Origin of the sequence: Pseudoduganella sp. RAF19, from assembly GCF_052114165.1 — a bacterium.
Classification (GTDB): domain Bacteria; phylum Pseudomonadota; class Gammaproteobacteria; order Burkholderiales; family Burkholderiaceae_D; genus Rugamonas.
In genome coordinates this window covers 618,981-640,852 of sequence record NZ_JBFREF010000005.1, presented here as the reverse complement: position 1 = coordinate 640,852, position 21,872 = coordinate 618,981, and the positions used below count along the sequence as shown (strand labels likewise).

The following is a 21,872-nucleotide window of genomic DNA, read 5'->3' as shown; positions in this document are numbered from 1 at the left end:
CCATGAGTAACCACACCTTCCTTTGGCACGACTATGAAACCTTTGGCGCCGTTCCGCGCCGCGACCGTCCAGCCCAGTTCGCCGCCATCCGCACCGACGCGGAACTGAACGAAATTGGCGAGCCGATCATGCTGTTCTGTCAGCCCGCCAACGACTTCCTGCCGGACCCGGTCGCCTGCCTGATCACCGGCATCACGCCCCAGCAGTGCCTGGAGCAAGGTGTGCCCGAACATCAGTTTGCGGCCACCATCGAGAAAGCCTTTTCCGAGCCCGGCACCATTGGCGTCGGTTACAACACGATCCGCTTCGACGATGAAGTCACGCGCTTCCTTTTCTGGCGCAACCTGATCGATCCTTACGCCCGCGAATGGCAAAACCAGTGCGGCCGCTGGGACTTGCTGGACGTGGTACGGATGACTTACGCCCTGCGCCCCGAAGGCATCGAGTGGCCTACCCATGATAACGGCAAACCAAGCTTCAAGCTTGAACACCTGACCAAGGCTAACGGTCTGGTGCACGAAGCGGCGCACGATGCGCTGTCGGACGTGCGCGCCACCATTGCGCTGGCCCGCCTGATCCGCCAGAAAAATCCGCGTCTGTTCGATTTCTGCCTGGCGCTGCACAAGAAAGAACGCGTGGCCGACGAGATCGGCATGCACGTGGCGCCGGCGCTGCGCCAGCCTTTCCTGCACGTATCCGGCATGTTCCCGGCCGAGCGCGGCTGCCTGGCCCTGGTGTGGCCGCTGGCGGGACATCCGACCAACAAGAACGAGCTGCTGGTGTGGGATTGCACTTACGATCCGCGCGAGCTGTTCGAGCTGGATGCCGACACCATCCGCACCCGCCTGTTCACCCGTGCCGAAGCGCTGCCTGAAGGCATGACGCGCTTGCCGATCAAGAGCATTCACCTCAACAAGTCGCCAATGCTGGTGTCCAACCTAAAGACGCTGCGTCCGGAAATGGCGCAGCGCTGGGGCATCGATCTGGAACTGGGACACGAATACGCGCGCTATGCCGCCGCGGGACGCGATATGACGGCGATCTGGGAAGAAGTGTTCCATCGTCCTGCCGGCGAGCCGGCGGATGTGGATGAGGACCTGTACGGCGGCTTTGTCGGCAATGGCGACCGCCGTTTGCTGGAATCGCTGCGCCGCGAGCCACCGGCCAAGCTGGCTACGGCTTCGCCGCATTTCTCGGATGAGCGTTTAGGCGAGCTGCTGTTCCGCTACCGCGCACGCAATTTCCCGCAAACGCTCACAGAAGAGGAAATGCAGCACTGGGAAGAGCATCGCGCCGCACGCCTGTACGATGGCGCGGGCGGTGCGCGCACGGTGGATGATCTGTTTGCAGAGATCGACCAGCTGCAAGGGGAAGCCGACGAGCGCGGTGAACAAATCCTGGCCGCGCTGTACGACTACGTCGAAATGATCGCGCCGGAGCGCTACTAAGGGCACGGCGGGTCGAATGACCCGCCCTACCAGGCTTCGAAACGACGCGTAGGGCGGATCATCGATCCGCCGCTCGCAGCACTATCGGTACTGGTTGATTGCGTCGCGAGTTTCCTGTGCGACGCGGCGCGCGGCAGCGGCAAAATCCTCACCCGCCTGCTGCGGCGCGTACAAAATCGCGCGGGACGAGTTAATCATCATCCCCGTGCCATTGGCCGTGCGGCCCGACTTCACGGTCGCTTCCACATCGCCGCCCTGCGCGCCGACGCCCGGCACCAGCAGCGGCATATCGCCCACAATCGCGCGTACCTGCGCCAGCTCTTCCGGGAAGGTCGCGCCGACGACCAGCGCACACTGGCCGTTCGCATTCCATTTTTCGGCCACCAGACGCGCCACGTGCTGATACAGCGGCTTGCCATCCACCTGCAGGAACTGCAGATCCGAACCACCCGGATTCGAGGTGCGGCACAGCACGATCACGCCGCGGTCCGTCCATTCCATATAAGGCTCAACCGAGTCGGAACCCATGTAAGGGCTGACGGTCACGGCATCCGCGCCGTAGCGATCGTAAGCTTCGCGTGCGTACTGCTTGGCGGTGGCGCCGATGTCGCCGCGCTTGGAGTCCAGGATCAGTGGGATGTGCGGGTAGTTCTCACGCGCATAAGCGCAGATCTCTTCCAGCTGGCGCTCGGCGCTGAGTGCCGCGAAGTAGGCGATCTGCGGCTTGAAGGCGCAGGCCAGATCGGCAGTGGCGTCGATGATCTCGGTGCAGAACTTGTAAATTCCGTTCGGATCGTTCTGGAACTGGGCAGGCAGGCGGGCCATGTCGGGATCGAGTCCGACACACAGCAGCGAATGATTGGTTTCCCAGGCGGCGGTCAGTTTTTGGATGAATGTCATGGCTAGCCCTTTAATTTTTTTACGCAAACCCTACATTATAGCTTGCACGCTATGTGCCTCACCGCACACCGGCGAACCCTGCTTTGCGTGTATATTCCGATAATAAAACTTCGGGAGCGACCATGCGTATCTTTCAGTGGCTTGTGGCAGCCCTGCTGGCGGTAGCACTGTCGGGTTGCGGCTATAACGAATTCCAGGGCAAGGACGAATCGGTGAAGGCCGCCTGGGGCGAGGTGGTCAATCAGTACCAGCGCCGGGCCGACCTGATTCCCAATCTCGTCAACACGGTCAAAGGCTATGCCACGCACGAGCGCGAAACGCTGGAGGCGGTGACCAAGGCGCGCGCCCAGGCCACCAGCATTCAGGTGACGCCGGAAGTGCTGAACAATCCCGCGGCTTTCCAGAAGTTCCAGCAGGCGCAAGGCGAACTGACGTCGGCCCTGTCGCGGCTCATGGCCGTGTCGGAGCGCTATCCGGACCTGAAGGCGGATACCAGCTTCCGCGATCTGCAGTCCCAGCTTGAGGGCACGGAAAATCGCATCACGGTGGCACGGCAGCGCTATATTGCAGCGGTCCAGGACTACAACACCTTCGCGCGGCGCTTCCCCAATAATCTGACGGCCAAGATGTTCGGTTACGACATCAAGCCGAGCTTCCAGGTTGAGAATGAGAAGTCCATCTCGACTGCACCGACTGTGGACTTCGGCAAGAAGTAAGGAGTTTTCGTCATGGCGACTTCGCCCTCTCCTCCTGACCGCGATCCATCCGATGCGCGCGCGAGCTGGCGTGCGCGAGGGGGAGGCAAGGCTGAGGAGCGCGAAGCCGAGGCACTGACCGATCCCCTGCTGGATCGCAGCAGTTCACGCCGCGACCGCAACGCCTGGCGGCGCTCGCGGCGCGCGCAGGTGCTGGCGTCCTTACGCGGCGGCGGCCCCTTGCGCTCGCCGATTGCACGGATGATGCTGGCGATTGTGGTTGTACTGTTTCTGCTGCTGGCCGTGTCTCTTGCCCGCGCTGCCGTTGGTTCGGACGGCTTCGTCGCCGTGCCGCCCTACTCCGCACGCGTTACCGACCAGATAGGCATGCTGACCACCCAGCAGCGCAGCGCGCTGGAGGGTGTGCTGGCCGATTACGAAGCGCGCTCGGGCAGCCAGATTGCGGTGCTGCTGGTATCCAGCACTGCGCCGGAGGCGATTGAGCAGTACAGCATCCGCGTGGCCGAGGCCTGGAAGCTGGGGCGCAAGGGTATTGCTGATGGCGTGCTGCTGCTGGTCGCCAAGGACAATCCTTCGTCCTTGCGCCGCTTGCGTATTGAGTCGGGTCGCGGCGTGCAGGGCTCCCTGACCGACGCACAATCCAAACGCGTTTTGCAGGATGTGATTGCGCCGCATTTCCGCCAGAGCGACTGGTATGGCGGGCTTGTAGCAGGCGTCAGCGCGATTCAGACCTTGATCGACAAGGAACACTTGCCAGCGCCTGCGGGCGCCGCCAACCGCGCCGGCGCGCCGGCAGGCGCGTCGTCCGGGGCGCCATCCACCGCAGGCGCCGCTGACGTGGACGCAACGCCCGGCGCGAGCGGTACCGCTGGCCTCGGCCGCATGGCCGACGCCGCCGGCGCCGGCGCGATCGGAGGCGCCACCCCACCACCACGCGCAGCCGCAGGCAGCAACGAAGCGCCCCGCGCCAGCCGCAACCACGCCAGCCCGGCGCAAAGTGGCGGCGGTGGGTTTGGCTGGCTGGTGCCGCTGGTGATCATCGGCGCCGGCTTCTTCCTGCTGCGCGGGCGCGGGCGGTCGAGCAGTCTGGGGCGTGGAGGATGGGGCAGCAATGCGAGCGGCGTGCTGATTGGCGCAGCGCTGGGGAATGCGCTAGGTAACGCAGGCCGCAGCTGGGGCCAGGGCGGCGGCGGTTTTGGCGGTGGGGGTTTCGGTGGAGGCGGCGGCGGTTTCAGTGGCGGTGGCGGCGGCACATTTGACGGCGGTGGCGCCTCGGGAGACTGGTAATGGGCGCGATGCCGAACACGATGACAGGACGAATCCGGCGCGCGCTGCGCCACACCTTCACCAGCACCAGCCTGGGCAAGCGCGCCTTTCCGCCGGACACGCTGAAGGCGATCCAGCAAGCCATCACGCAAGGCGAGCAACGCCACCGCGCTGAAGTAAGGTTGATCGTAGAAGCCGCGCTGAGCGCCAGCCATGCCTTCCACAATCTGGCCAACCGCGAGCGCGCGCGTATGCTGTTCGCGCAATACGGCGTGTGGGACACCGAGGAAAACTGCGGTGTCCTGATCTACGTGAACATCGCCGAACGTGCCGTCGACATCGTGGCCGACCGCCATGTCGGCCGTCTGATCGCGGACACCGAATGGCAAACCATCTGCAGCACCATGACTCAGGGCTTCGCGCAAGGCGAATTCCACAACAGCACCCTGTCCGCGCTGGAGCAGTTGAACACCCTGCTCGCCCGCCACTACCCTGCCGGCGGTTCAAGGCCCAACCAGTTGCCCGATGAAGCCGTGATCCTGTGAGATAAAATTGCGTTCTCACTAATCACGCAATGGCGGATCAATGATCCGCCCTACGACCATCGTAGGGCGGGTCATTGACCCGCCGTACAACGGACATGAAATTACATAATAAAATCGCCATCGTCACCGGCGCCACCCAAGGTATCGGCCTCGCCTGCGCCAAGCGCCTGATCGCGGAAGGCGCCAAGGTGATGCTGGTGGACATCAAGCCGGAAGGCCAGCAAGCCGCTGAAGCGCTGGGCGACCAGGCACGCTTCTTCGCTGCCGACGTCAGCCACAAAGCCGACGTGGACGCAATGGTCGCCGCCACCGTCAAGGAATTCGGCCGCGTCGACATCCTCATCAACAACGCCGGCGTCACCCACAAAGCTAGCTTCCTGGACCTCACCGAAGAAGACTTCGACCGCGTGCTGGGCATCAACCTGAAATCCATGTTCCTGTGCAGCCAGGCCGCCGCGCGCGAAATGGTCAGGCAGCAAAGCGGCTGCATTATCAATATGTCAAGCGTGAACTCGGAACTGGCGATTCCCGACCAGGTGCCATATGTGGTGTCCAAAGGCGGCATCAACCAGCTGACCAAGGTCATGTCACTCAACCTGGCGCCGTATGGCATCCGCGTCAACGGCATTGGCCCGGGCACCATTCTGACCGAACTGGCCAAGCAGGCAGTGCTGGCCAGCCCGGAAGCGCGCCACACCATCCTGTCACGCACTCCTTTGGGGCGTTGCGGCGAGCCGGAAGAGGTGGCATCGATCGCCGCCTTCCTCGCCAGCGACGACGCCAGCTACATGACGGGCCAGACGCTATTCGTCGATGGCGGCCGTATGGCCCTCAACTACACGGTTCCCGTCAAAGAGTGAGATATACGAAATATTTATTTCCCATATGGAAAACAGAAATTAGACATATATTCTGCAATGCACCATAATTGCACATGTCTCCACTATTCTCCTCCAAGAAAATAGTTTAAGCCCGCTAAAACAGCGGGCTTTTTTTTATCTGTGCACCACAGCAGTGCACTGGTTTCAGCTCTTCCGTTGCATAATGCTAACGAAACGGGCTTCGGAGAACGTGGTGAACTCTGTGCTGAACCGGATGAAATTGTGGCAGCGCTTTCTGCTGCTCGGCCTGATCGGCGTGATGCTGCTCGTTCCGCCCACCTGGCTCTTCCTGCGCGAGAATCACAAAGCCATTGCCCAGTCCGCCACCGAGCAAGCCGGCCTGAAACCCGGCGAACAGGCCTTGCGCCTGCTCCAGATGATCCAGCAGCACCGCGGCCTTTCCGCCGCCTTCATCGGCGGCAGCCAGCTGGCGGACCAGCGTGCCGCCAAACAGGCCGAAGTCGAGCGCGTGCTGACCGATATGGCCGGCCTGCTGCGGCGAGGGAAGTCCGCCAATATGTTCGGCCAGATTCGCGAGGATTGGAACAGTCTGGCGCATGACGTTTCCGCGCGCAGCATCACCACCCTGCAAAGCTACCAGCGCCACACTGCGCAATGCGAATTCATTCTGCTGTTCATCGAGCAGCTGGCCGATGAATACGGGCTCTCGCTCGATCCCGAACCGGACAGCTACTACCTGATGCGCGCCATCTACTTTGATCTGCCGCGCGCTGCCGAAGACCTGGGCGAGATGCGCGCCCGTGGTGCCGGCTATCTCGCCGCCGGCCATATCGATATCGAAGGCCGCGCCATCATGTACAGCCTGATCATGAAAGCACTGGCTTCGGGCGCGGCCGCTGAGCGCACCTTCGGCAAGGCGTATGCGGCCGGTCCTTCCCTGCGCAAGAACCTGGACGACGATGTCAGCACCGCCATCCAGATGGGTAAGGACGCCGCCGAGCTGGCGCGTACACGCATCGCCACCACCGACAAGCCCGATCTGCCGGCGCCGGAGTACCTCGCTTTCGCCACACGCGCCATCGACTCGCAGTTCGCCGCCGCGCACGAATCCATGCGCGATCTGCGCGCCAGCATCGATAAGCGCCTCGTCGCACAGCACTCCACGCGCTACCGCCTGGCCGCCAGCATCGCCCTGCTGGCAGCGCTGGCCGCCATTGCCGGGTGGACCATCAGTCATCATCTGATCAAGCAAATCGGCGGCGAGCCACGCGACGTCAGCAACGCCCTGACACACATCGCCAACGGCGACCTGACGCAGCGCATTTCATTGCATCGTAAGGACAGCGACAGCCTCACATTCGCACTGCATGCGATGGCTGAACGGCTGGCACAGACAGTTGGCGAAGTGCGCAAGGCAGCGGACGAATTGTCGGTGGCTGCCGCGCAAGCGAATGCCACGGCACAGGGCTTGAGCCAGAGTTCCAACGAGCAGGCATCGAGCGTGGAAGAAACCAGCGCATCGGTGGAAGAAATGACGGCCTCCATCGCGCAGAATTCCGACAACGCCCGCGTAACCGGCGACACGGCTACGCGCGTCGCGAACTATGCCGAAGATGGCGGCGAGGCGGTCGCGCAAACGCTGACCGCCATGCGCCGCATCGCGCGTGAGATCGTCATCATCGACGACATCGCCTATCAAACCAATCTGCTGGCACTCAACGCCGCCATTGAAGCAGCGCGCGCAGGAGAGCATGGCAAAGGCTTCGCCGTGGTGGCCGCCGAAGTGCGCAAGCTGGCCGAGCGCAGTCAGGTCGCCGCGCAGGAGATTGGCGAAGTGGCGCAGAACAGCGTGGCCGTGGCCGAGCGCGCCGGCTCCCTGTTGAAGGAAATTGTGCCGGGCATTCGCCGGACTGCCGATCTGGTACAGGAAATCAGCGCCGCTTCGCGCGAGCAAAGCGCTGGCGCCGGCCAGATCAGCCAGGCCATGAATGAACTGAGCCAGGCCACCCAGCGCAATGCCGCAGCGGCCGAAGAGCTGGCAGCAACCGCGGAAGAATTGAACAGCCAGTCCGAAATCCTGCTTGCCACAGTCGCGTTTTTTAAAGTGTGATGCGCTTGCGCTGTGTCATGAAGCCGTAATACATGCTGCCTATACTGGCCACATCTGCTGCACATGCAACCGATATGCACGGTGGCAGAAGTGGTGCGCCGGAGCCCATCCGGCGCACCCGATTCCGTGGTACATTCCCCCGCATGTTGAATTTCCTCTACCAGCTCCTGCTGACGCCATCCCACGCCCGCCTGCGCTATTGGAGCGCCATCGTATTGTTCCTGCTGATCGTGATCATCGGATCGATTCCAGGAGCGCGCGCGGAGGTCGGCGTGTGGGCCACTGGCCTGGTGCTGCATGGCTGCGCTTATGCAGGCCTGGCTTTCCTGATTTTTACCGGCTGCAGCGGCACGCCGGCGCAGCGCGCAGTAAAAGCCGTGCTGCATATTGCCGTAATGGGTGCGCTGGATGAATTCGTGCAGAGCTTCTGGACCTACCGCCACGCGGACATCCACGACTGGATGATCGATTGCACGGCCGCGCTGCTAACCTCCGGCTTCATGTGGCTGCTCTGGACCACGCGCCGGGTTCGGACCGCCTGAACCGGTCGCGAGATCCGTATCGCGCCGCATATCCAGCAGCTGTTCCGATCCTGACGAGCCCGTGTAAGGCCTGGCGAAATACATGGCGGTCGCGTGCGTCTACTTCCTTGCCGAGTGTTGCTTCCGTTAATTCGGAGATGACTGTCTCAGTCCTGCGTTCCTGCATGTCGGGCCCCAAAGATTTCTTGAAGGCCAATTATCTCTTGGCGTTTTGCCGACAGTTTGATGTGGATCAAAGGGCCTTCCGCGCGTGCGCCCTTCATTCGTCGAGCGTCCTACACTCTACTCTCCCGCAATGGAGGTAGAAATGAAGACGACAATGATGATTCTCTGCCTGGCGCTGGCAGCATGTGCCGAAACGGGCATGAACAGCGGCAGCAGCTACAACACGGCTGCTACCGCATCACCGGCGGACCAGTGGAATGGCGAAGTGGTCTTGATCGAACCGGCAACGGACATCAGCATGGCAGCCGGCGGCGCCAGCGGTGCAATGGCAGCAGGCTCGTCGGGCTCATCGCCGACCAAAGCCTATCGCGTCACACTGCGCAAGGATGACGGCACGACCGAGATCCATACCGTCAACGGCATGCCCAGCTATAAACCGGGCGACCGGGTGAGCTACCGCAACGGCCAGATTGCGCCGATGCAGTAAAGCTTAGTACAGCTGCTCGACTTCGTAGCCGCGCTGCTTCAACAGCGCAGGCACACCCTTGCTGCCGACCAGATGCAGCAGGCCGATGCCGACAAACGGCGTGCCGCCGCTGTCCATCATGGCGCCGATGTGGTCCGCCATCTCAGGGTTGCGTTTGCCCAGCAGCGTGCGGTCCATGAAGGTGGCGGACACCGAATCGCCCGTGGTCAGTTCATGTGCCAGTTCAGCGATGCGCGGTGCATCGGCCGTGCCCCAGGCTTCAATCAGGCCGGCGGATTTTTTCAGCGCCTTGCCGTTATAGATCTCGGCGATGTTCTCCAGCAAATACGCTTCCTGCTGGGCGTCGCTCAGCGTGGCGAACAAGCTCAGTTGATAATCGGCCGTCTCCAGTTCGCGCAGCGGTTTCTTTTCGCGCGCAGCCGCTTGCAGCAGGTAGCCTTCCACACCATTGCTGCGCTGGAAACCGCTCTTCTCGATTTCCTGGCCGACCAGGATATTCGCCACCAGCCACGGGCGGTATTGTTCAATATCCTTCATCGACAAGCCGGCGCGGGCCAGCGCACGGTCCAGCGTTTTCAGCGCCGCAGGCGACAGATGATCGCGGATGGTTTGTCCAGCCGGATAGTAGCCATATTTCGCCAACGCTTTCTGGAAGGGTGCGGCGGCGCGCACGTCCAGCTCCAGCACCAGCGCGCTGGAATTGGCCAGAGCGCTGGTCACTTCCGGCGGCAAGGGGAAAAAGTTTTGCTTACCCACGTGGATGGTGCCGAACAGATAACCGGTCTTGCCATCATGGCTGACGCGGAACAGCGCACCGCGGCGCGGGGTTTCTTGGGAAGCCGAGACGAAGTCGGCCATGCCGGAGGAAGGCCCCGGCGGAATACTCATGTCCATAGCGTGGGCGGTCCAGGGAAGGACGACGGAGAGCAGAAAGGCAAGTTTGCGCAGCATGCAAGTCTCAGCGATACGTGATGCCTGAGATGCAGCCAGGCATGGGCTGAGGACTTCCGTTGCGGAAGTCCTTATTGCCCATGGTAAATCAAATGCAGATGAGATGAAACCGCTTTTTTGCGGTCAGGAAAAATCAGCGTGCCAGTTCGACAAGGACTGCTGTGTACATTTCAAGATTCAGCAGGAGCTGTTTCTCCGTGATGAACTCGTGCTCGGAGTGGCCCGAATACACTTTGCCCGGCATGGTCGGACCGAAGCTCACTGCACTCGGGAACAGACGCGAATTGGTGCCGCCGCCAATGGCAATCGGCTTCGCATCCTTGATGCCGGTGAAGTGGGAAAACACGTTCAGCAGCACAGGGATTTGCGGCGCATTGTCCTGTACCCAAGGCTCGCCGATCTGCGTGTTGACCGTCGCGGTCACGCCACGTTTTTTCGACCAATCATCAAAGGCAGACTTTACCTGCTGGTCCAGTTCCGCACTGGTCTTGCCGCGCGGGCGGCGCAGATTGATGCCGAGGACGAGGTTTTTGTCCGCATCCATCTTCAGCGTGGTCGGCGCCACCGTCATCTTGCCCATGAACTCATCTTCATAAGCGATCTTGCCGAAGCGCTCACCATACAAGCCGGTACCCACTATCTCGGCCACGAAGTCCACCATATTGCCGGCTTGCGTACCGGACCAGTCGCGCACGGCCAGCGCATCGGCCAGCATGGCGATGGCGTTCACGCCTTCCCATGGTTTCGAGGAGTGCGCGGCATAGCCTTTGCCGGTGACCGTCAGGCGCTTGCCTTCCCAGGCGAATTGATAGGTCATGCCTTTCTGCTTTTCCGCCTTGGCGCGGATCTGTGCTTCCAGCTCCGGCGTGGCGTTGTCGATGGTGGCGCGTGCATCTTCCGGAATCTGGCTGGCGAAGAAGCCACCGGTGTAGGAAACCATTTGCGGCGCGCTTGCATCGCCAGCCGGTTTCGCATCCGGCGGCATCGTCACGCCGACCAGGCCCCAGCCCTTCTCCGCCATCACCACAGGGTATTCCGCATCGAGGGTGATATTCACCTGCGGCGGCGTGTGCGTTTTCAGCCAGGCTTCCAGCGGTTCCCAGTTGGATTCTTCCGCCATATAGACATACAGCTCGATACGCTTCTTCAGCTTCACCTTGCGGTCCTTGATCGCCTTCATCGCATACAGCGCGGTAGCGATGGGGCCTTTGTCGTCTTCCGTGCCGCGCGCCAGCAGCAAGCCTGGCTCGCTGGTGCGATCCAGCTTGAACGGCGACTGCTTCCACTTGGATGGATCGACCGGCTGCACGTCGCCGTGCGTGACCACGCCGACGCGGTCATCGCCTTTGCCGTAGCCGATGACGACGATGTAGCCATCATCGCGGTAATCGAAGCCAAGGCGGTCAGCTTCCTCTTTCAGGAATTTTTTGAAACCCAGATGCTGCGGGTTCTTGTCGAAGTCGACTTTCGGGTCGGCCACGGTATTGAAGCTGACCATGGTGGCCAGGCTGTCCACGATCTGCTTGCTGTAAGTGCTGCGAGCGTAGCGGGCGGTGGAGGTGGCAGCGTCGCTAAGTGCTGCGGCGTGGGAGGCGGTGCTTACGAGGAGCGATACGAGAGCAAGTTTCTTCAGCATTTTCACTATTGGTAGTTGGTGATGATCTTGTTGATGACACCTTCTTGCAGCAGCTGCGTGATGGCGGCATCGGCTTCGGTAAGAGATACGTGCCCCTTGTGGGAAAGCGCGCATCGCGTCAGGTACTGCTTGATGAACAGCGGAGGATGGGTGCGGATCTGCTCTCCCAGCTTCAGCTGATAATCGTAATGCGATTTGATCGTTGCTGCATACTGCACCCGCCCTGCCGCCAGCTTGCGCAGATTGATCAGGTTTGTCGGCGCATCGTCACGCAGAAAGCCGGCACCCAGCACGTGTTCAAATTCCGGATAGCGATAACCCAGCACGGTGCCAACGCGGCGCCCCGCCAGTTCTTCCAGGCTATGCGTCGGCGGCGCCGACAAAGCCGTCAGCAGCAGCTCGGCCTGCGGGAAGAAAGGCTGGGTCCATTGATACCGGCCCGGCAACCATTCCGGCAGATAGAGGCACAGCATATCGCCCTGCCCCGAATCGAGCGCCATCGCGATGCGCTTGCGCGGCAGGACCATCAGCTCCAGCTTGCGCCCCATCTTTTGCGCCAGTGCTTCGGCCAGATCCTTGGTAATGCCCCGCACCAGCTGCCCCCTGCGAAAATCTGCCAGCGGCATCTCGGTGCTGGTATCGACCAGCACGATCAGCGGCTCGGCATGGACGGAACCTGCTGCCAGCATGGCAAGCAATATTGTTCGCAAGGCATTCATGAATAGATAGTAACTCAATCCCCTGATCTCTTCAGGGCCTTCCTTGAAACAGTGAGTAGACGCCCTGACATGGCGGCCATGACTTCCTTCTCTATCCTCGACCTCTCGCCCATCGCACAAGACAGCGATGCCCGCACTTCGCTGCGCAACTCGACCGACCTCGCCCAGCACGGCGAGCGCTGGGGCTTCAATCGCTACTGGGTGGCGGAGCACCACGGCATGCCGGGCATCGCCAGTGCGGCGACGTCGGTAGTGATGGCTCACATCGCGGCCAATACCTCGACCATCCGCGTTGGAGCCGGCGGCATCATGCTGCCGAATCATTCGCCGCTGGTGATCGCCGAACAATTCGGTACGCTGGAAGCGCTGCATCCGGGACGTATCGATCTGGGCCTGGGCCGCGCGCCCGGCTCCGACCAGACCACGGCGCGCGCGCTGCGCCGCAACCTGATGGCCAGCGCGGAAGAGTTCCCTCAGGACGTACTGGAGCTGCAAGATTACATGTCCGACCACCCGCGCCAGCGCGTACTGGCGACGCCGGGCCGTGGCGCCAAAGTGCCGCTGTGGATTCTGGGGTCCAGTACCTTCGGCGCGCAATTGGCCGCGCAACTTGGCCTGCCCTTCGCTTTCGCTTCCCACTTCGCGCCGCAGATGATGATGCAGGCGCTGCATCTGTACCGCACTAATTTCCAGCCCTCGGCGCAGCTGCAAAAACCCTACGTCATGCTGGGTTATAACGTATTCGCGGCCAACAGCGATGACGAAGCGCAGCTGCTGGCGACATCGGCGCAGCAGGCGTTTGTCAATCTGCGCAGCGGCCGCCCAAGCCAATTGCCGCCGCCGCTCAAGGACTACCGAAACCAGATCGGCCCATCCGAAAACGCGATGCTCGATTCGGTGCTATCCTGTTCGGCCATTGGTTCGCCGGACACGGTGCGCAGCCAGCTGCGCGGCTTCATCGCCAGCACAGGTGCGGACGAACTGATGATCACGTCACAGATGTACGAGCACAAGGCCCGCCTGCGTTCGTACGAGATCGTGGCGGACATCCTTCGCGAGCTTAAATGAAAGAAGAACACACAATTACCCGCGGCATGGTCATGCTGTTGGCCACTGCCGCAGGCCTGATCGTCGCCAACCTGTATTACGCACAACCCCTGGTGGGTCCAATCAGCCGCGCTACCGGACTCGATCCGGGTGCGGCCGGCGTGATTGTCACGCTGACGCAGATCGGCTACTGCCTTGGCCTGCTGTTCATCGTCCCTCTCGGCGACCTGCTGGAAAACCGCAAGCTGATCGTCACCCTGCTGCTGGCGACTGCGCTCAGTCTCGTCGCTGCCGCATCCACCAGCAGCGCCCTGCTGTTCCTCGCCGCCGCCTTCGCCATCGGCCTGACCGCCGTTGCCGCGCAAGTGCTGGTGCCCATTGCTGCCCACATGTCCTCGCCCGAACGGCGCGGGCAAACGGTGGGCACTGTCATGAGCGGTCTGCTGCTCGGAATCATGCTGGCGCGTCCGGTCTCCAGTCTGGTCGCCGACGCACTGGGCTGGCATGCCATCTTCGTGATTTCGGCCGTACTGACGGCGCTTCTGGCTTTGGTGCTGAGCAAACGGCTGCCGCTGCGCCAGCCGCATGGCACCATGCGTTACGGTGAACTGCTGCGCTCCATGTGGCATCTGCTGGCGACCACACCCATCCTGCGCCGCCGCGCGGCTTACCAGGCTTGCACCTTCGGCGCCTTCAGCCTGTTCTGGACCACCACGCCGCTGATTCTCTCCAGCCCCAAATTCGGCCTGTCGCAAACCGGCATCGCGATCTTTGCATTGGTCGGCGTGGCAGGAGCCATCGCCTCGCCGATCGCAGGCCGCCGCGCGGACCAGGGGAAATCCCGTTCGACCACTGCGATGGCGCTGGCAGCCGCCATGCTGGCATTCGCCGTGCCCTTGCTGGTGACGGGCAGCCGCGAATTGGAACTGGGCCTGCTGGTTGCTGCTGCGGTGGTGCTGGACATGGGCGTTTCCGCCAACCTGGTGGTGGGCCAGCGCGCCATCTTCACGCTGGGTGCTGAAGTGCGCAGCCGCCTGAACGGACTGTATATCGCCATCTTCTTCCTCGGCGGCGCGCTCGGGTCTTCACTGGGTGCGTGGATGTTCTCCAACTATGGCTGGCAAGGCGTGATGTTAACCGGCTTGCTGTTCCCGGCCGCTGCGTTTATCCTGTACCTGACGGAGTTCACCGAACAACGCGCCATAGCGTGAGGCTTATATGCCCTGGTTCAGGCCAGATCAATCACCGCAATTATTTGGACAGCTGCTGGTCCAGAATCACCTCGTGACCGAGGACCAGCTGGCGCGCGCCATCGCGCAGCAGCGCAGCACGGGCCAGCGCCTGGGCGACATCCTCACCGAATGGCATCTGCTCACGCAGCAGAATGTGCAGGAAATGCTGCGCAAGCAGCGCCACCTGCGCATGGCGGCCGCCTTTATTGGCGCCCTGCTCGCACCACTCGAATTCTATGCAACCGAAGCCAGCGCGGAGCCGGTCGCCATCGCGGCGCAGCCGGTGGACGATGCAAAACTGAGCGGCGTTACCGGTCAGGGCCTGCGCGGCGATATGGCGCGCGAAGTGCGCCAGCAGCTGCATCGGAACGGCGTGGAAGTGGTGGGTGATCTCGCCACACTGCTTGATCCCGTACTGGTTATCGTGGAATCGGACTTCACTCCGGATATGGCGCTGGTCGAGCCGGGCCGCGCTTCGGCCATGAGCAACGCCGATGGCACCATTTCTTTAAGCCTGCCTTTTACGGCGGGCGAACTCAGTGTGCGGAATGTGCGCGTCCAGGGCAACAACACGACGATGCAGGCCATCGACCTCACCACCACCGTCACCTACGTCAAGCACTGATTTCTTAGTGCGCCCACATCCTGACCTGGCCGGTCATGTGCACATCCCCACTGACATTGAAGCTGCCAAGGCTGTTGGTGACTGCCGCATTGGGATCATTCTGCACGCTCATCGATTCGAAGCCAAAGTTCGTGTAGTGCACCGTGCCCGGCAAGGTCAGCGCCACGTAGTCGCCGCCGTCCGGTTTCTGGTGCACGTCGATGCTCACGGTGGACATGTCGATCACGCCGCGCACATTGCGCAGCACGACGTAGTGCGATTGCGCGCCATCGTTGAAGCCCAGTGACAGGCGGCTGTCGCTGACGGCGCCCACCAGCGAAGGATCGTTGATCACGATGTGGGCGGCGAAGCTGATGCCGTCGCGCGCATTGACCTTCTCCAGTTCCTTGTCGTCCAGCGCCCGCAGCGGCGGTGCGGCGTGTACGGCGCCGGTCAGCAGCAGTGCAAAGGCGAACAGGCGCTTCATTGGCGGAACTTGATATCGAGGTACTGGATCTGGATCGAGCCGATGCGCGATGAGCCCAGATCCGTGGTGCCCGTCGCCGGGCTGGTGAAGGAAATCTTGTCGATCTGGATGCCGCCGGTTGCGGCCTGGCCGCTGCCGTACCTGGCGTCCGGCCAGTCGATGCCGATGTGCAGACGCGGACCATTTTCGTCGGCCACCGCGTTGATCACGGCCGGCTGCGAAGCCACATCCGCAATCTTCCATGGCGCGCCGGTGAAGTTGCCGTCCGCATCGACCTCGCCGATGTGAATGCCTTGCAGCGCGATTTGTTCGCCAGCGTTGTCGCGGCCTGCCGGACGCAGTGCGAACTGGCCGATGTCCATGCGCAGGCCAAGGCCGAAGGCGACACCATCGCTCACACGCGGCGTGGAGAATTGCCAGCCGCCGCCCTGGAACACCACGTCGTTGAAGACGAAGCTGCCGGCGTTGCGCGTGATGCCATCGGCCTCCACACCGAGGTCATAGGCGAACTGCCATTTTTGCGAAGCGTCGGTATTGGTAGGCAGGGAAAAGCGGATCACATCCGCCAGGCCTGCCGCGCCGGAGATGACATCAAGCCGGTAGGGATCGGAAAATTCGACCGGGCTGTCGCTGCGCGCAGCGCTGAAGTTTTCCTTCCAGATGCTGTAGCCCGGCGATGCAGTGAAAGTCGCGCGCGCCGTGCCGTTCATGGAGAAACCGGACAAATCAAAACTCACGCCATCGCCGCCGCGCACCGCCGACAGCGTCTCGTCGCTCAGCGGCTTCAAGCCTTTGGCGCAAGCAGGCGCGCAGGCGAGGCAGAGGACGAGAGCAGCGATTCGCATCAGCGCACCGGTGGCAGATTAGGAGGCGTGATGCCGTTGGTGCTGATGGCTTGCAGCTTGTCACGCCAGTTCATCCAGATTCCTGCCTGCGCCATATCGGGCAGCTGCGTGGTGCCGGATGGCGCCTGGAATTGCACGCCCGTCTTCAGCACCGAAATCCAGAAGTCGCGGCTTGGACCGCTGGCGTCGCCGGCGTGTACGCCGCCCAGTTGCGCCAGGCTGAGACAGGAACCGGTGCAGCTGCCATCCCAGCGCTTGCCGCCGCCGGTGGTGTCGGTGTGCGAGTCGAGCGTGACCGCGGAACCGTCGGCGGCAGTGCCGTTGACCAGCATGGAACCGGACAGGGTATTCAGCTTCAGGCCGACATCGCCACTGATGGCGTCAAAGCCGAAGCGCATGCCCACTACTTCGCGCGGCGTGGACGGATCGGTCCCGGCGCGATACACGAATTCGAAATACGGATTGGAGATCTGCACCGTACGCTGGGCGGCCGTGCCATCGCTGCGGCCAAACTGCAGCAGGGGCATGTCGATATCCGCGCCCGATTTGGAGGCGTAGGTGTAATCCCCCAGGCGCATATTGCGGAAGTTGGCGTTCAGCGTCACGTCCGCATCGAGCGCGACACGCGTGAAGTCGAAATCGCCGAGACGGCTATTGCTGATGGCGATGAGGCCCTGGCCGCGCGTGCGCGACAGTTCCTCATCGCTCATCGGCTTCAGCTGCGCATAGGCCGAGGTGCAGAAAAAGACGGCCGCCGTAGCGGCCAAACCGAGACGAATGCTCATGGGTAAAAAGAGAAAGCGGCCGGTGTGCCGGCCGCCGGGTTCAGATTAATGAGCCCAGATCCACACGGTGGTGCCGCGCAGGTCCAGCTGGTTCATAGCCATCGAACCGTAGGATGCGGTGCTGCCGCCCATTTTGATGGAGTCAACGGAGATGTTCAGCAGCTTGCCGGCAGCAACTTGCACGTCAGCCGGGATAGCGATCTGCACCACGTCGCCGCCCGATACCGGGTTGTAGAAGGTGCCTGGGTTGGTCACGCCAGCAGCGCCGGCAGCAGCCAGGAAGGAGTTCTTCGACAGGATGTCGATGGAAGCAGCGATCAGGCCGTTGACCTTGATGCCGTTGAAGCTGACGCTACCACCACCCATGCCTTGTGCATCCAGAGCGTCGGTGTCGGTGTAGACGAAGGAATCCATCTTGATGTTCAGGTTTGCAGCGATGGACACACCGTCCTGGCCGGTAACAGCGCTCAGCTCGGCATCTTTGATCGGGGTCATGGCCGAAGCGGACAGGGCCAGGGTGGACAGGGCAACGGCAACAGCAGCGGTAATGCGTTTCATAGGTGTATCTCCGTAGGTTTTTGGTTGATTTGTTCGTCCTCCGCGTCCCCTTATGCCATACCGCCCGGTAAGATCGGTGCAGCGAGACGCCTTCTTAATATTTTTTCAATATTAATTAAATTTATGATAGGTTTTCGCGCCCGGCTGGGTCTAGCTTTTCGCATTGACCGATCAAGCCAAATAGTTGGCCTTGCGAGCCATCAAGAGTGAAAAGCGTGTTGCATCAAAGTTGCGACGTCGGTTGTTTGCCACACTGCCCGCGGTCCCGTCCGTTTCTCGTATCTCCTTGTTCCATAAGGAAGAAAACCCGCGCGCACATGCGCACGCGTGATAGCACTTGTTGAGTAAAGCGCAATAGAGTTGTGCCTCTAATTATTTTGCTGCCGTGCTCGTGGCAATCATGCGTTAATCCTTACAAAAAATATAAGTACGAACGCTCGCTTTTTAAAAGCACGGTCGTTCGATAAAAATAAATAGACGAGACGGAGACATCCATGGGAGACATCCTTTTTCGCGCGCGCGCAGCGCGTGTGGGCCCTGCTATCCCTACGCAAGGGAGGGCGCCATGCTGATGCTGCTGATGGGCGTCATTGCGGCCCTGATCGGCGGCGCTGGCGTGTTGTCGCGCCACGACGTGGCGGACCGCCCCAAAGACCAGTACGAGATCCCACAAAGCCTGGTGGGCGGCGGCGCCTATGCCTCGGAAGTCACGATCGAGCCCTACTCTGAGCTCAAGTACAAACACATCGTGCGCCAGGCTTACGACTTCAGCTGCGGTTCCGCTGCGCTGGTCACCATCCTCACTTACCACCTCGGCCTGAAGGTCACCGAGCAGCAGGCCATGGAAGGCATGCTGGAAAAAGGCGAGAAGGAAAAGATCATCGAGCGCCGCGGCTTCTCGCTGCTGGACATGAAACGCTACACGGCTGCGCTGGGCGTCACCGGCGCCGGCTACAAAGCCGAAATCAAGGACCTGCTGGAGCTGACCGAGCCGGGCATCGTCCCCATCACTTATGGCGGCGCCAAACACTTCGTGGTGCTGCGTGGCGTACGTAACGGCATCGTCTACATCGCCGATCCGTCGGCCGGGAACATCGTGTTCTCGGTGGAGGACTTCTCCAAGTGGTGGGACAACAACACTCTCTTCATCCTCTCGCTTCCAGAGGACAAGAAGCCGCCGGCGCTGCTCGCGTTGACGGACAAGGAATTGGGCGTGGTCGATATGGACCGCGTGACCAACCAGGGACGGCTTGACGCCCTCAATCACGCCACCCTGCAGCTTGAACGTGCCGTCAACTCCGGCGTTTCCGGCACGTGGATGCATCGTCAATAAGTCAGCATAAGGAACCTAAGTATGAAATTGAGCAAACTGCCTGTCTTTCTTGCTTCAGCCCTGCTGGTGCACACGATGAACGCAGGGGCCCAGGAGAGCCAGACAACCACGCCCGTCAGCGCGGACGCCGCGCGCGAAGCACTCGCCAAGAAAGAGGGTGAAGGCGACCAGACCGCGCTGCTGAAGGAAACCCTGACCGCAGTCGACAAGCAATACTCCCTGATCCGCAAAGGAAAAATCCAGTACACCTATGACCTGAACTACAGCTATATCGGCCAGGAGAAAATCGTTACCGACTTCACCACCAGCGGCCTGACGCTGTTCGACATCGAGAACGTCAACTCCCACATCATCACCAATACCTTCTCCGCCGATTACGGCGTGATGGACAATCTGACCGCCAACGTCACCCTGCCCCTCATCACCAAGTATGCGGAAACCAAGGGCCACAGCGGCGTATCGAATTCGGTGGGCGACATCTCGCTGGGTGCGCGCTTCCAGCCGTTTGAAGCGCGCCGCGATACCGCCGGCCTGACCTTCACCGGCAACCTGCGCCTGCCGAGCGGCCGCAGTCCGTTCAAGATCATCGCCGGCAGCGGCGAGGCGACCGGCAGCGGCGTGGCTGCGCTGTCGCTGGGCCTGAACGTGAACCGCATCGTCGATCCGGTTGCGCTGTTCGGCTCCGTCAACGTGACCGGCTATGCGCCTGCCACGGGCCTGAACCAGGTGAACGGCACCCGCGTACTGAATCGCGTGCAGCCGGGTCCGACGTTCGGCTTCGGCGTCGGCTTTGCATATGCGCTGTCGTATGGCATTACCACCACCGTGTCCTTCCAGGAAGCCGTATCGGCGGGCGCCAAGCTGCGCTTTGAAGATGGCCTGAACGTGACGACCAGCACCCAGACGTCCGGTGTGCTGAGCATGGGTCTGGGCTATCGCGTCTCGCCCAAGACCACGCTCAACTTCTCGGTCGGCATTGGCCTGACTCCGGACTCGCCCAATCTGTCGCTTGGCATGAACGTGCCGCTGGCCTTCTGACGGAACGGCCATGCAAGCCAAGGTCCGCAAGACGGCGCTCGCCGCCGCTCTCTGCTGCGTTTTCCCTGCGCATGCCGCGCTGCTGGAAAACCTCACCACCAGCGTCACCGCAATGGCGCTGGGGAATGCCGTCACGGCCGACCCGCCCGGCATTGAATCGGTCCACTTCAATCCCGCCGGTCTGGCGCGGTTGCAAGGCGACTGGCGCATCGATTCCGCGTTTGCGGCGTCGATCCGCGCTTCGGCCAGTTTCCATCAGCCCGATGGTTTCGATATCGGCGGCTGGACGCAGGACCCGCTGGCCAATACCAGCACCGGTCCGCTGCGCCAGCGCATGTACATCCCGGCCTACGGCATGCCGGGCTGGCGCCTGCCGGGCGTGGTGATTCCGACGCTGGGCTTCGCATTCAACAAGCCGGGCTCGCCGTGGACTTTCGCTACCAATACCTATATGGCCCAGGCCTACAGTGTTGACCGCACCACGGACCCGAACGATCCCGGGCGTTTCGACGGCCGCCAGGTCCAGGTGCAGCGTCTGGTCTACCTGTCTCCTGCAGTCGGCTACAAATATTCGGACACCCTGCGCTTCGGCGCTGCGGTACCGATCGCCCACTCGGCTTTCGTGATCGATACCGATATGCGATTTCCGAATGAGCTGCTGGGCGTGTTCGGCAAGCTGCAGCAGGGCTGGTGTCCCGAACAGGGCGGCAACGTGATCGACATCTTCGGCTTCGGCTTGTGCGGCGGCGGCAAGGACGGCTTCGTGAGTCCTTTCAAGAAGGCGGCCAATATGCGCATGGAGATGACGGCGCCGGTCGACCCGACCATCAACCTGGGCGTGCTGTGGGAGCCAAAACCTTGGTTCGCGCTCGGTGTTGTTTACCAGGGCGGATCGAACACGCGCTACACCGGCTGGTATGACTTCCATACCGAACCCATGCTGCGCAATTTCGTGAAAGGCCTGAATTCCAGTCTGCTGGGACCGATCGCAGGCGCCGTGCTTGGCCTGCCGCAGTCCATTCCTGAAGAACAAAAGGGCAACGTGAGCGCCACCATCCCCTTCCCTGCGCACCTGCAGGTCGGGATCAAGCTCAGGCCGGTCAAGTATGTGCAGCTGAATGTGGATGCCAGCTATGCGCGCTGGAGCGACTGGAACGCGCTGACCTTCGAGTTCGACCAGAGTATCCGCCTGCTGGAAGTGGCGCGCCTGTACGGTATTCCGGATTCGACCAAGCTGAAGATCCCGCGCGGCTATAAGAGCCTGGTCAACTTTGGCTATGGCTTGCAGCTGTATCCCTTCGATCGTCTGGCACTGCGCTTCGGCTATGAGCCGCGCAAGTCCTCGATACCGAAAAACGGCATCGACCTGATTGCGCCGCTGCCGGACACGAAGCTGTACAGCGTGGGCCTGAACTTCAAGATTACCAAGACGATGGATCTCAGCCTGACCGCCACCACCATGCGGGGCAAATTCGACGTGCCCGCCAACACGGACGAAAACCTGAACAGCAGCAAATTCCTGAATGTGATTTACAACCCTTATGCAGGCCTGGACGTAGCGGGCGATATCAAGGTCCGCTACTACGGCTTTAGTCTCAACCATCAATTCTAGGAGG

22 protein-coding genes are annotated in these 21,872 nt (G+C 61.7%); 14 read left to right on the top strand and 8 right to left on the bottom strand.

The window, feature by feature from the left end:
- Positions 1-2: 2 nt before the first annotated feature.
- Positions 3-1,448: an exodeoxyribonuclease I gene (gene sbcB / locus AB4Z19_RS16230; protein WP_442035610.1), complete on the top strand. Its 1,446-nt coding sequence runs from the start codon at positions 3-5 to the stop codon at positions 1,446-1,448.
- A gap of 81 nt (positions 1,449-1,529) precedes the next feature.
- On the opposite strand, the gene pyrF is transcribed toward sbcB, so the two are convergent.
- Positions 1,530-2,348, bottom strand: coding sequence for an orotidine-5'-phosphate decarboxylase (pyrF, locus tag AB4Z19_RS16225; RefSeq protein WP_442027488.1), 819 nt, complete (start codon positions 2,346-2,348; stop codon positions 1,530-1,532).
- Positions 2,349-2,470: 122 nt separating this feature from the next.
- Between pyrF and AB4Z19_RS16220 the strand changes: the two genes are divergently transcribed.
- From AB4Z19_RS16220 to AB4Z19_RS16190, 7 genes are all read left to right on the top strand, one after another.
- Positions 2,471-3,064: a LemA family protein gene (locus AB4Z19_RS16220; protein WP_442027486.1), complete on the top strand. Its 594-nt coding sequence runs from the start codon at positions 2,471-2,473 to the stop codon at positions 3,062-3,064.
- A 243-nt stretch (positions 3,065-3,307) separates the two neighbouring features.
- The gene (locus AB4Z19_RS16215) at positions 3,308-4,351 is read left to right on the top strand and encodes a TPM domain-containing protein (protein WP_442035662.1); all 1,044 of its coding nucleotides are present in this window, start codon (positions 3,308-3,310) and stop codon (positions 4,349-4,351) included.
- Positions 4,351-4,875 carry a TPM domain-containing protein gene (locus tag AB4Z19_RS16210; RefSeq protein WP_442035609.1) on the top strand — a complete coding sequence of 175 codons (525 nt, stop codon included), beginning with the start codon at positions 4,351-4,353 and terminating at the stop codon, positions 4,873-4,875. Before AB4Z19_RS16215 ends, AB4Z19_RS16210 begins: the two co-directional genes overlap by 1 nt.
- A gap of 95 nt (positions 4,876-4,970) precedes the next feature.
- Positions 4,971-5,735 carry an SDR family NAD(P)-dependent oxidoreductase gene (locus AB4Z19_RS16205; RefSeq protein WP_442028266.1) on the top strand — a complete coding sequence of 255 codons (765 nt, stop codon included), beginning with the start codon at positions 4,971-4,973 and terminating at the stop codon, positions 5,733-5,735.
- 214 nt (positions 5,736-5,949) lie between these two features.
- Complete coding sequence (locus tag AB4Z19_RS16200; protein ID WP_442035608.1) at positions 5,950-7,827, top strand: methyl-accepting chemotaxis protein; 1,878 nt, start codon at positions 5,950-5,952, stop codon at positions 7,825-7,827.
- A gap of 143 nt (positions 7,828-7,970) precedes the next feature.
- Positions 7,971-8,369, top strand: a complete 399-nt coding sequence (locus AB4Z19_RS16195; protein ID WP_442028268.1) for a VanZ family protein — start codon at positions 7,971-7,973, stop codon at positions 8,367-8,369.
- Positions 8,370-8,676: 307 nt separating this feature from the next.
- Positions 8,677-9,021, top strand: a complete 345-nt coding sequence (locus AB4Z19_RS16190; RefSeq protein ID WP_442035607.1) for a hypothetical protein — start codon at positions 8,677-8,679, stop codon at positions 9,019-9,021.
- Between the two features lie 3 nt (positions 9,022-9,024).
- Here AB4Z19_RS16190 and AB4Z19_RS16185 read toward each other — a convergent pair whose 3' ends face one another.
- From AB4Z19_RS16185 to AB4Z19_RS16175, 3 genes are all read right to left on the bottom strand, one after another.
- Entirely contained in the window at positions 9,025-9,972 is a 948-nt protein-coding gene (locus AB4Z19_RS16185) for a TraB/GumN family protein (protein WP_442035606.1), read from the bottom strand.
- A gap of 133 nt (positions 9,973-10,105) precedes the next feature.
- Complete coding sequence (locus AB4Z19_RS16180) at positions 10,106-11,608, bottom strand: dipeptidase (RefSeq protein WP_442035605.1); 1,503 nt, start codon at positions 11,606-11,608, stop codon at positions 10,106-10,108.
- A 5-nt stretch (positions 11,609-11,613) separates the two neighbouring features.
- A complete protein-coding gene (locus AB4Z19_RS16175) occupies positions 11,614-12,327 on the bottom strand; it encodes a substrate-binding periplasmic protein (RefSeq protein WP_442035604.1) in 714 nt (237 codons plus the stop codon).
- Between the two features lie 78 nt (positions 12,328-12,405).
- Here AB4Z19_RS16175 and AB4Z19_RS16170 point away from each other — a divergent pair, with 78 nt between their 5' ends.
- From AB4Z19_RS16170 to AB4Z19_RS16160, 3 genes are all read left to right on the top strand, one after another.
- Positions 12,406-13,395 (top strand): LLM class flavin-dependent oxidoreductase, encoded by a 990-nt coding sequence (locus AB4Z19_RS16170; RefSeq protein ID WP_442028978.1) that lies wholly within the window; start codon positions 12,406-12,408, stop codon positions 13,393-13,395.
- Complete coding sequence (locus tag AB4Z19_RS16165; RefSeq protein ID WP_442035603.1) at positions 13,392-14,585, top strand: MFS transporter; 1,194 nt, start codon at positions 13,392-13,394, stop codon at positions 14,583-14,585. The genes AB4Z19_RS16170 and AB4Z19_RS16165 overlap by 4 nt, the downstream gene beginning before the upstream one ends.
- A gap of 73 nt (positions 14,586-14,658) precedes the next feature.
- Positions 14,659-15,231: a hypothetical protein gene (locus tag AB4Z19_RS16160; RefSeq protein WP_442027018.1), complete on the top strand. Its 573-nt coding sequence runs from the start codon at positions 14,659-14,661 to the stop codon at positions 15,229-15,231.
- Positions 15,232-15,235: 4 nt separating this feature from the next.
- On the opposite strand, the gene AB4Z19_RS16155 is transcribed toward AB4Z19_RS16160, so the two are convergent.
- Genes AB4Z19_RS16155 through AB4Z19_RS16140 form a run of 4 tightly spaced genes read right to left on the bottom strand, consistent with a single transcriptional unit; the run spans position 15,236 to position 17,885 of the window.
- Entirely contained in the window at positions 15,236-15,697 is a 462-nt protein-coding gene (locus AB4Z19_RS16155; RefSeq protein ID WP_442027020.1) for a hypothetical protein, read from the bottom strand.
- Positions 15,694-16,542 carry a hypothetical protein gene (locus AB4Z19_RS16150; protein WP_442027022.1) on the bottom strand — a complete coding sequence of 283 codons (849 nt, stop codon included), beginning with the start codon at positions 16,540-16,542 and terminating at the stop codon, positions 15,694-15,696. Before AB4Z19_RS16150 ends, AB4Z19_RS16155 begins: the two co-directional genes overlap by 4 nt.
- A complete protein-coding gene (locus tag AB4Z19_RS16145) occupies positions 16,542-17,327 on the bottom strand; it encodes a hypothetical protein (RefSeq protein ID WP_442027023.1) in 786 nt (261 codons plus the stop codon). Before AB4Z19_RS16145 ends, AB4Z19_RS16150 begins: the two co-directional genes overlap by 1 nt.
- Positions 17,328-17,372: 45 nt before the next feature.
- Positions 17,373-17,885, bottom strand: coding sequence for a DUF6160 family protein (locus AB4Z19_RS16140; protein WP_442027025.1), 513 nt, complete (start codon positions 17,883-17,885; stop codon positions 17,373-17,375).
- Between the two features lie 565 nt (positions 17,886-18,450).
- On the opposite strand from AB4Z19_RS16140, the gene AB4Z19_RS16135 reads away from it, so the two are divergent.
- The 3 genes from AB4Z19_RS16135 to AB4Z19_RS16125 are packed head-to-tail and all read left to right on the top strand — an operon-like array spanning position 18,451 to position 21,868.
- Complete coding sequence (locus AB4Z19_RS16135) at positions 18,451-19,218, top strand: C39 family peptidase (RefSeq protein WP_442027027.1); 768 nt, start codon at positions 18,451-18,453, stop codon at positions 19,216-19,218.
- A gap of 21 nt (positions 19,219-19,239) precedes the next feature.
- Positions 19,240-20,256, top strand: coding sequence for a transporter (locus tag AB4Z19_RS16130; protein WP_442035602.1), 1,017 nt, complete (start codon positions 19,240-19,242; stop codon positions 20,254-20,256).
- Between the two features lie 10 nt (positions 20,257-20,266).
- Positions 20,267-21,868, top strand: coding sequence for an OmpP1/FadL family transporter (locus AB4Z19_RS16125; RefSeq protein ID WP_442029017.1), 1,602 nt, complete (start codon positions 20,267-20,269; stop codon positions 21,866-21,868).
- Positions 21,869-21,872 lie beyond the last annotated feature (4 nt).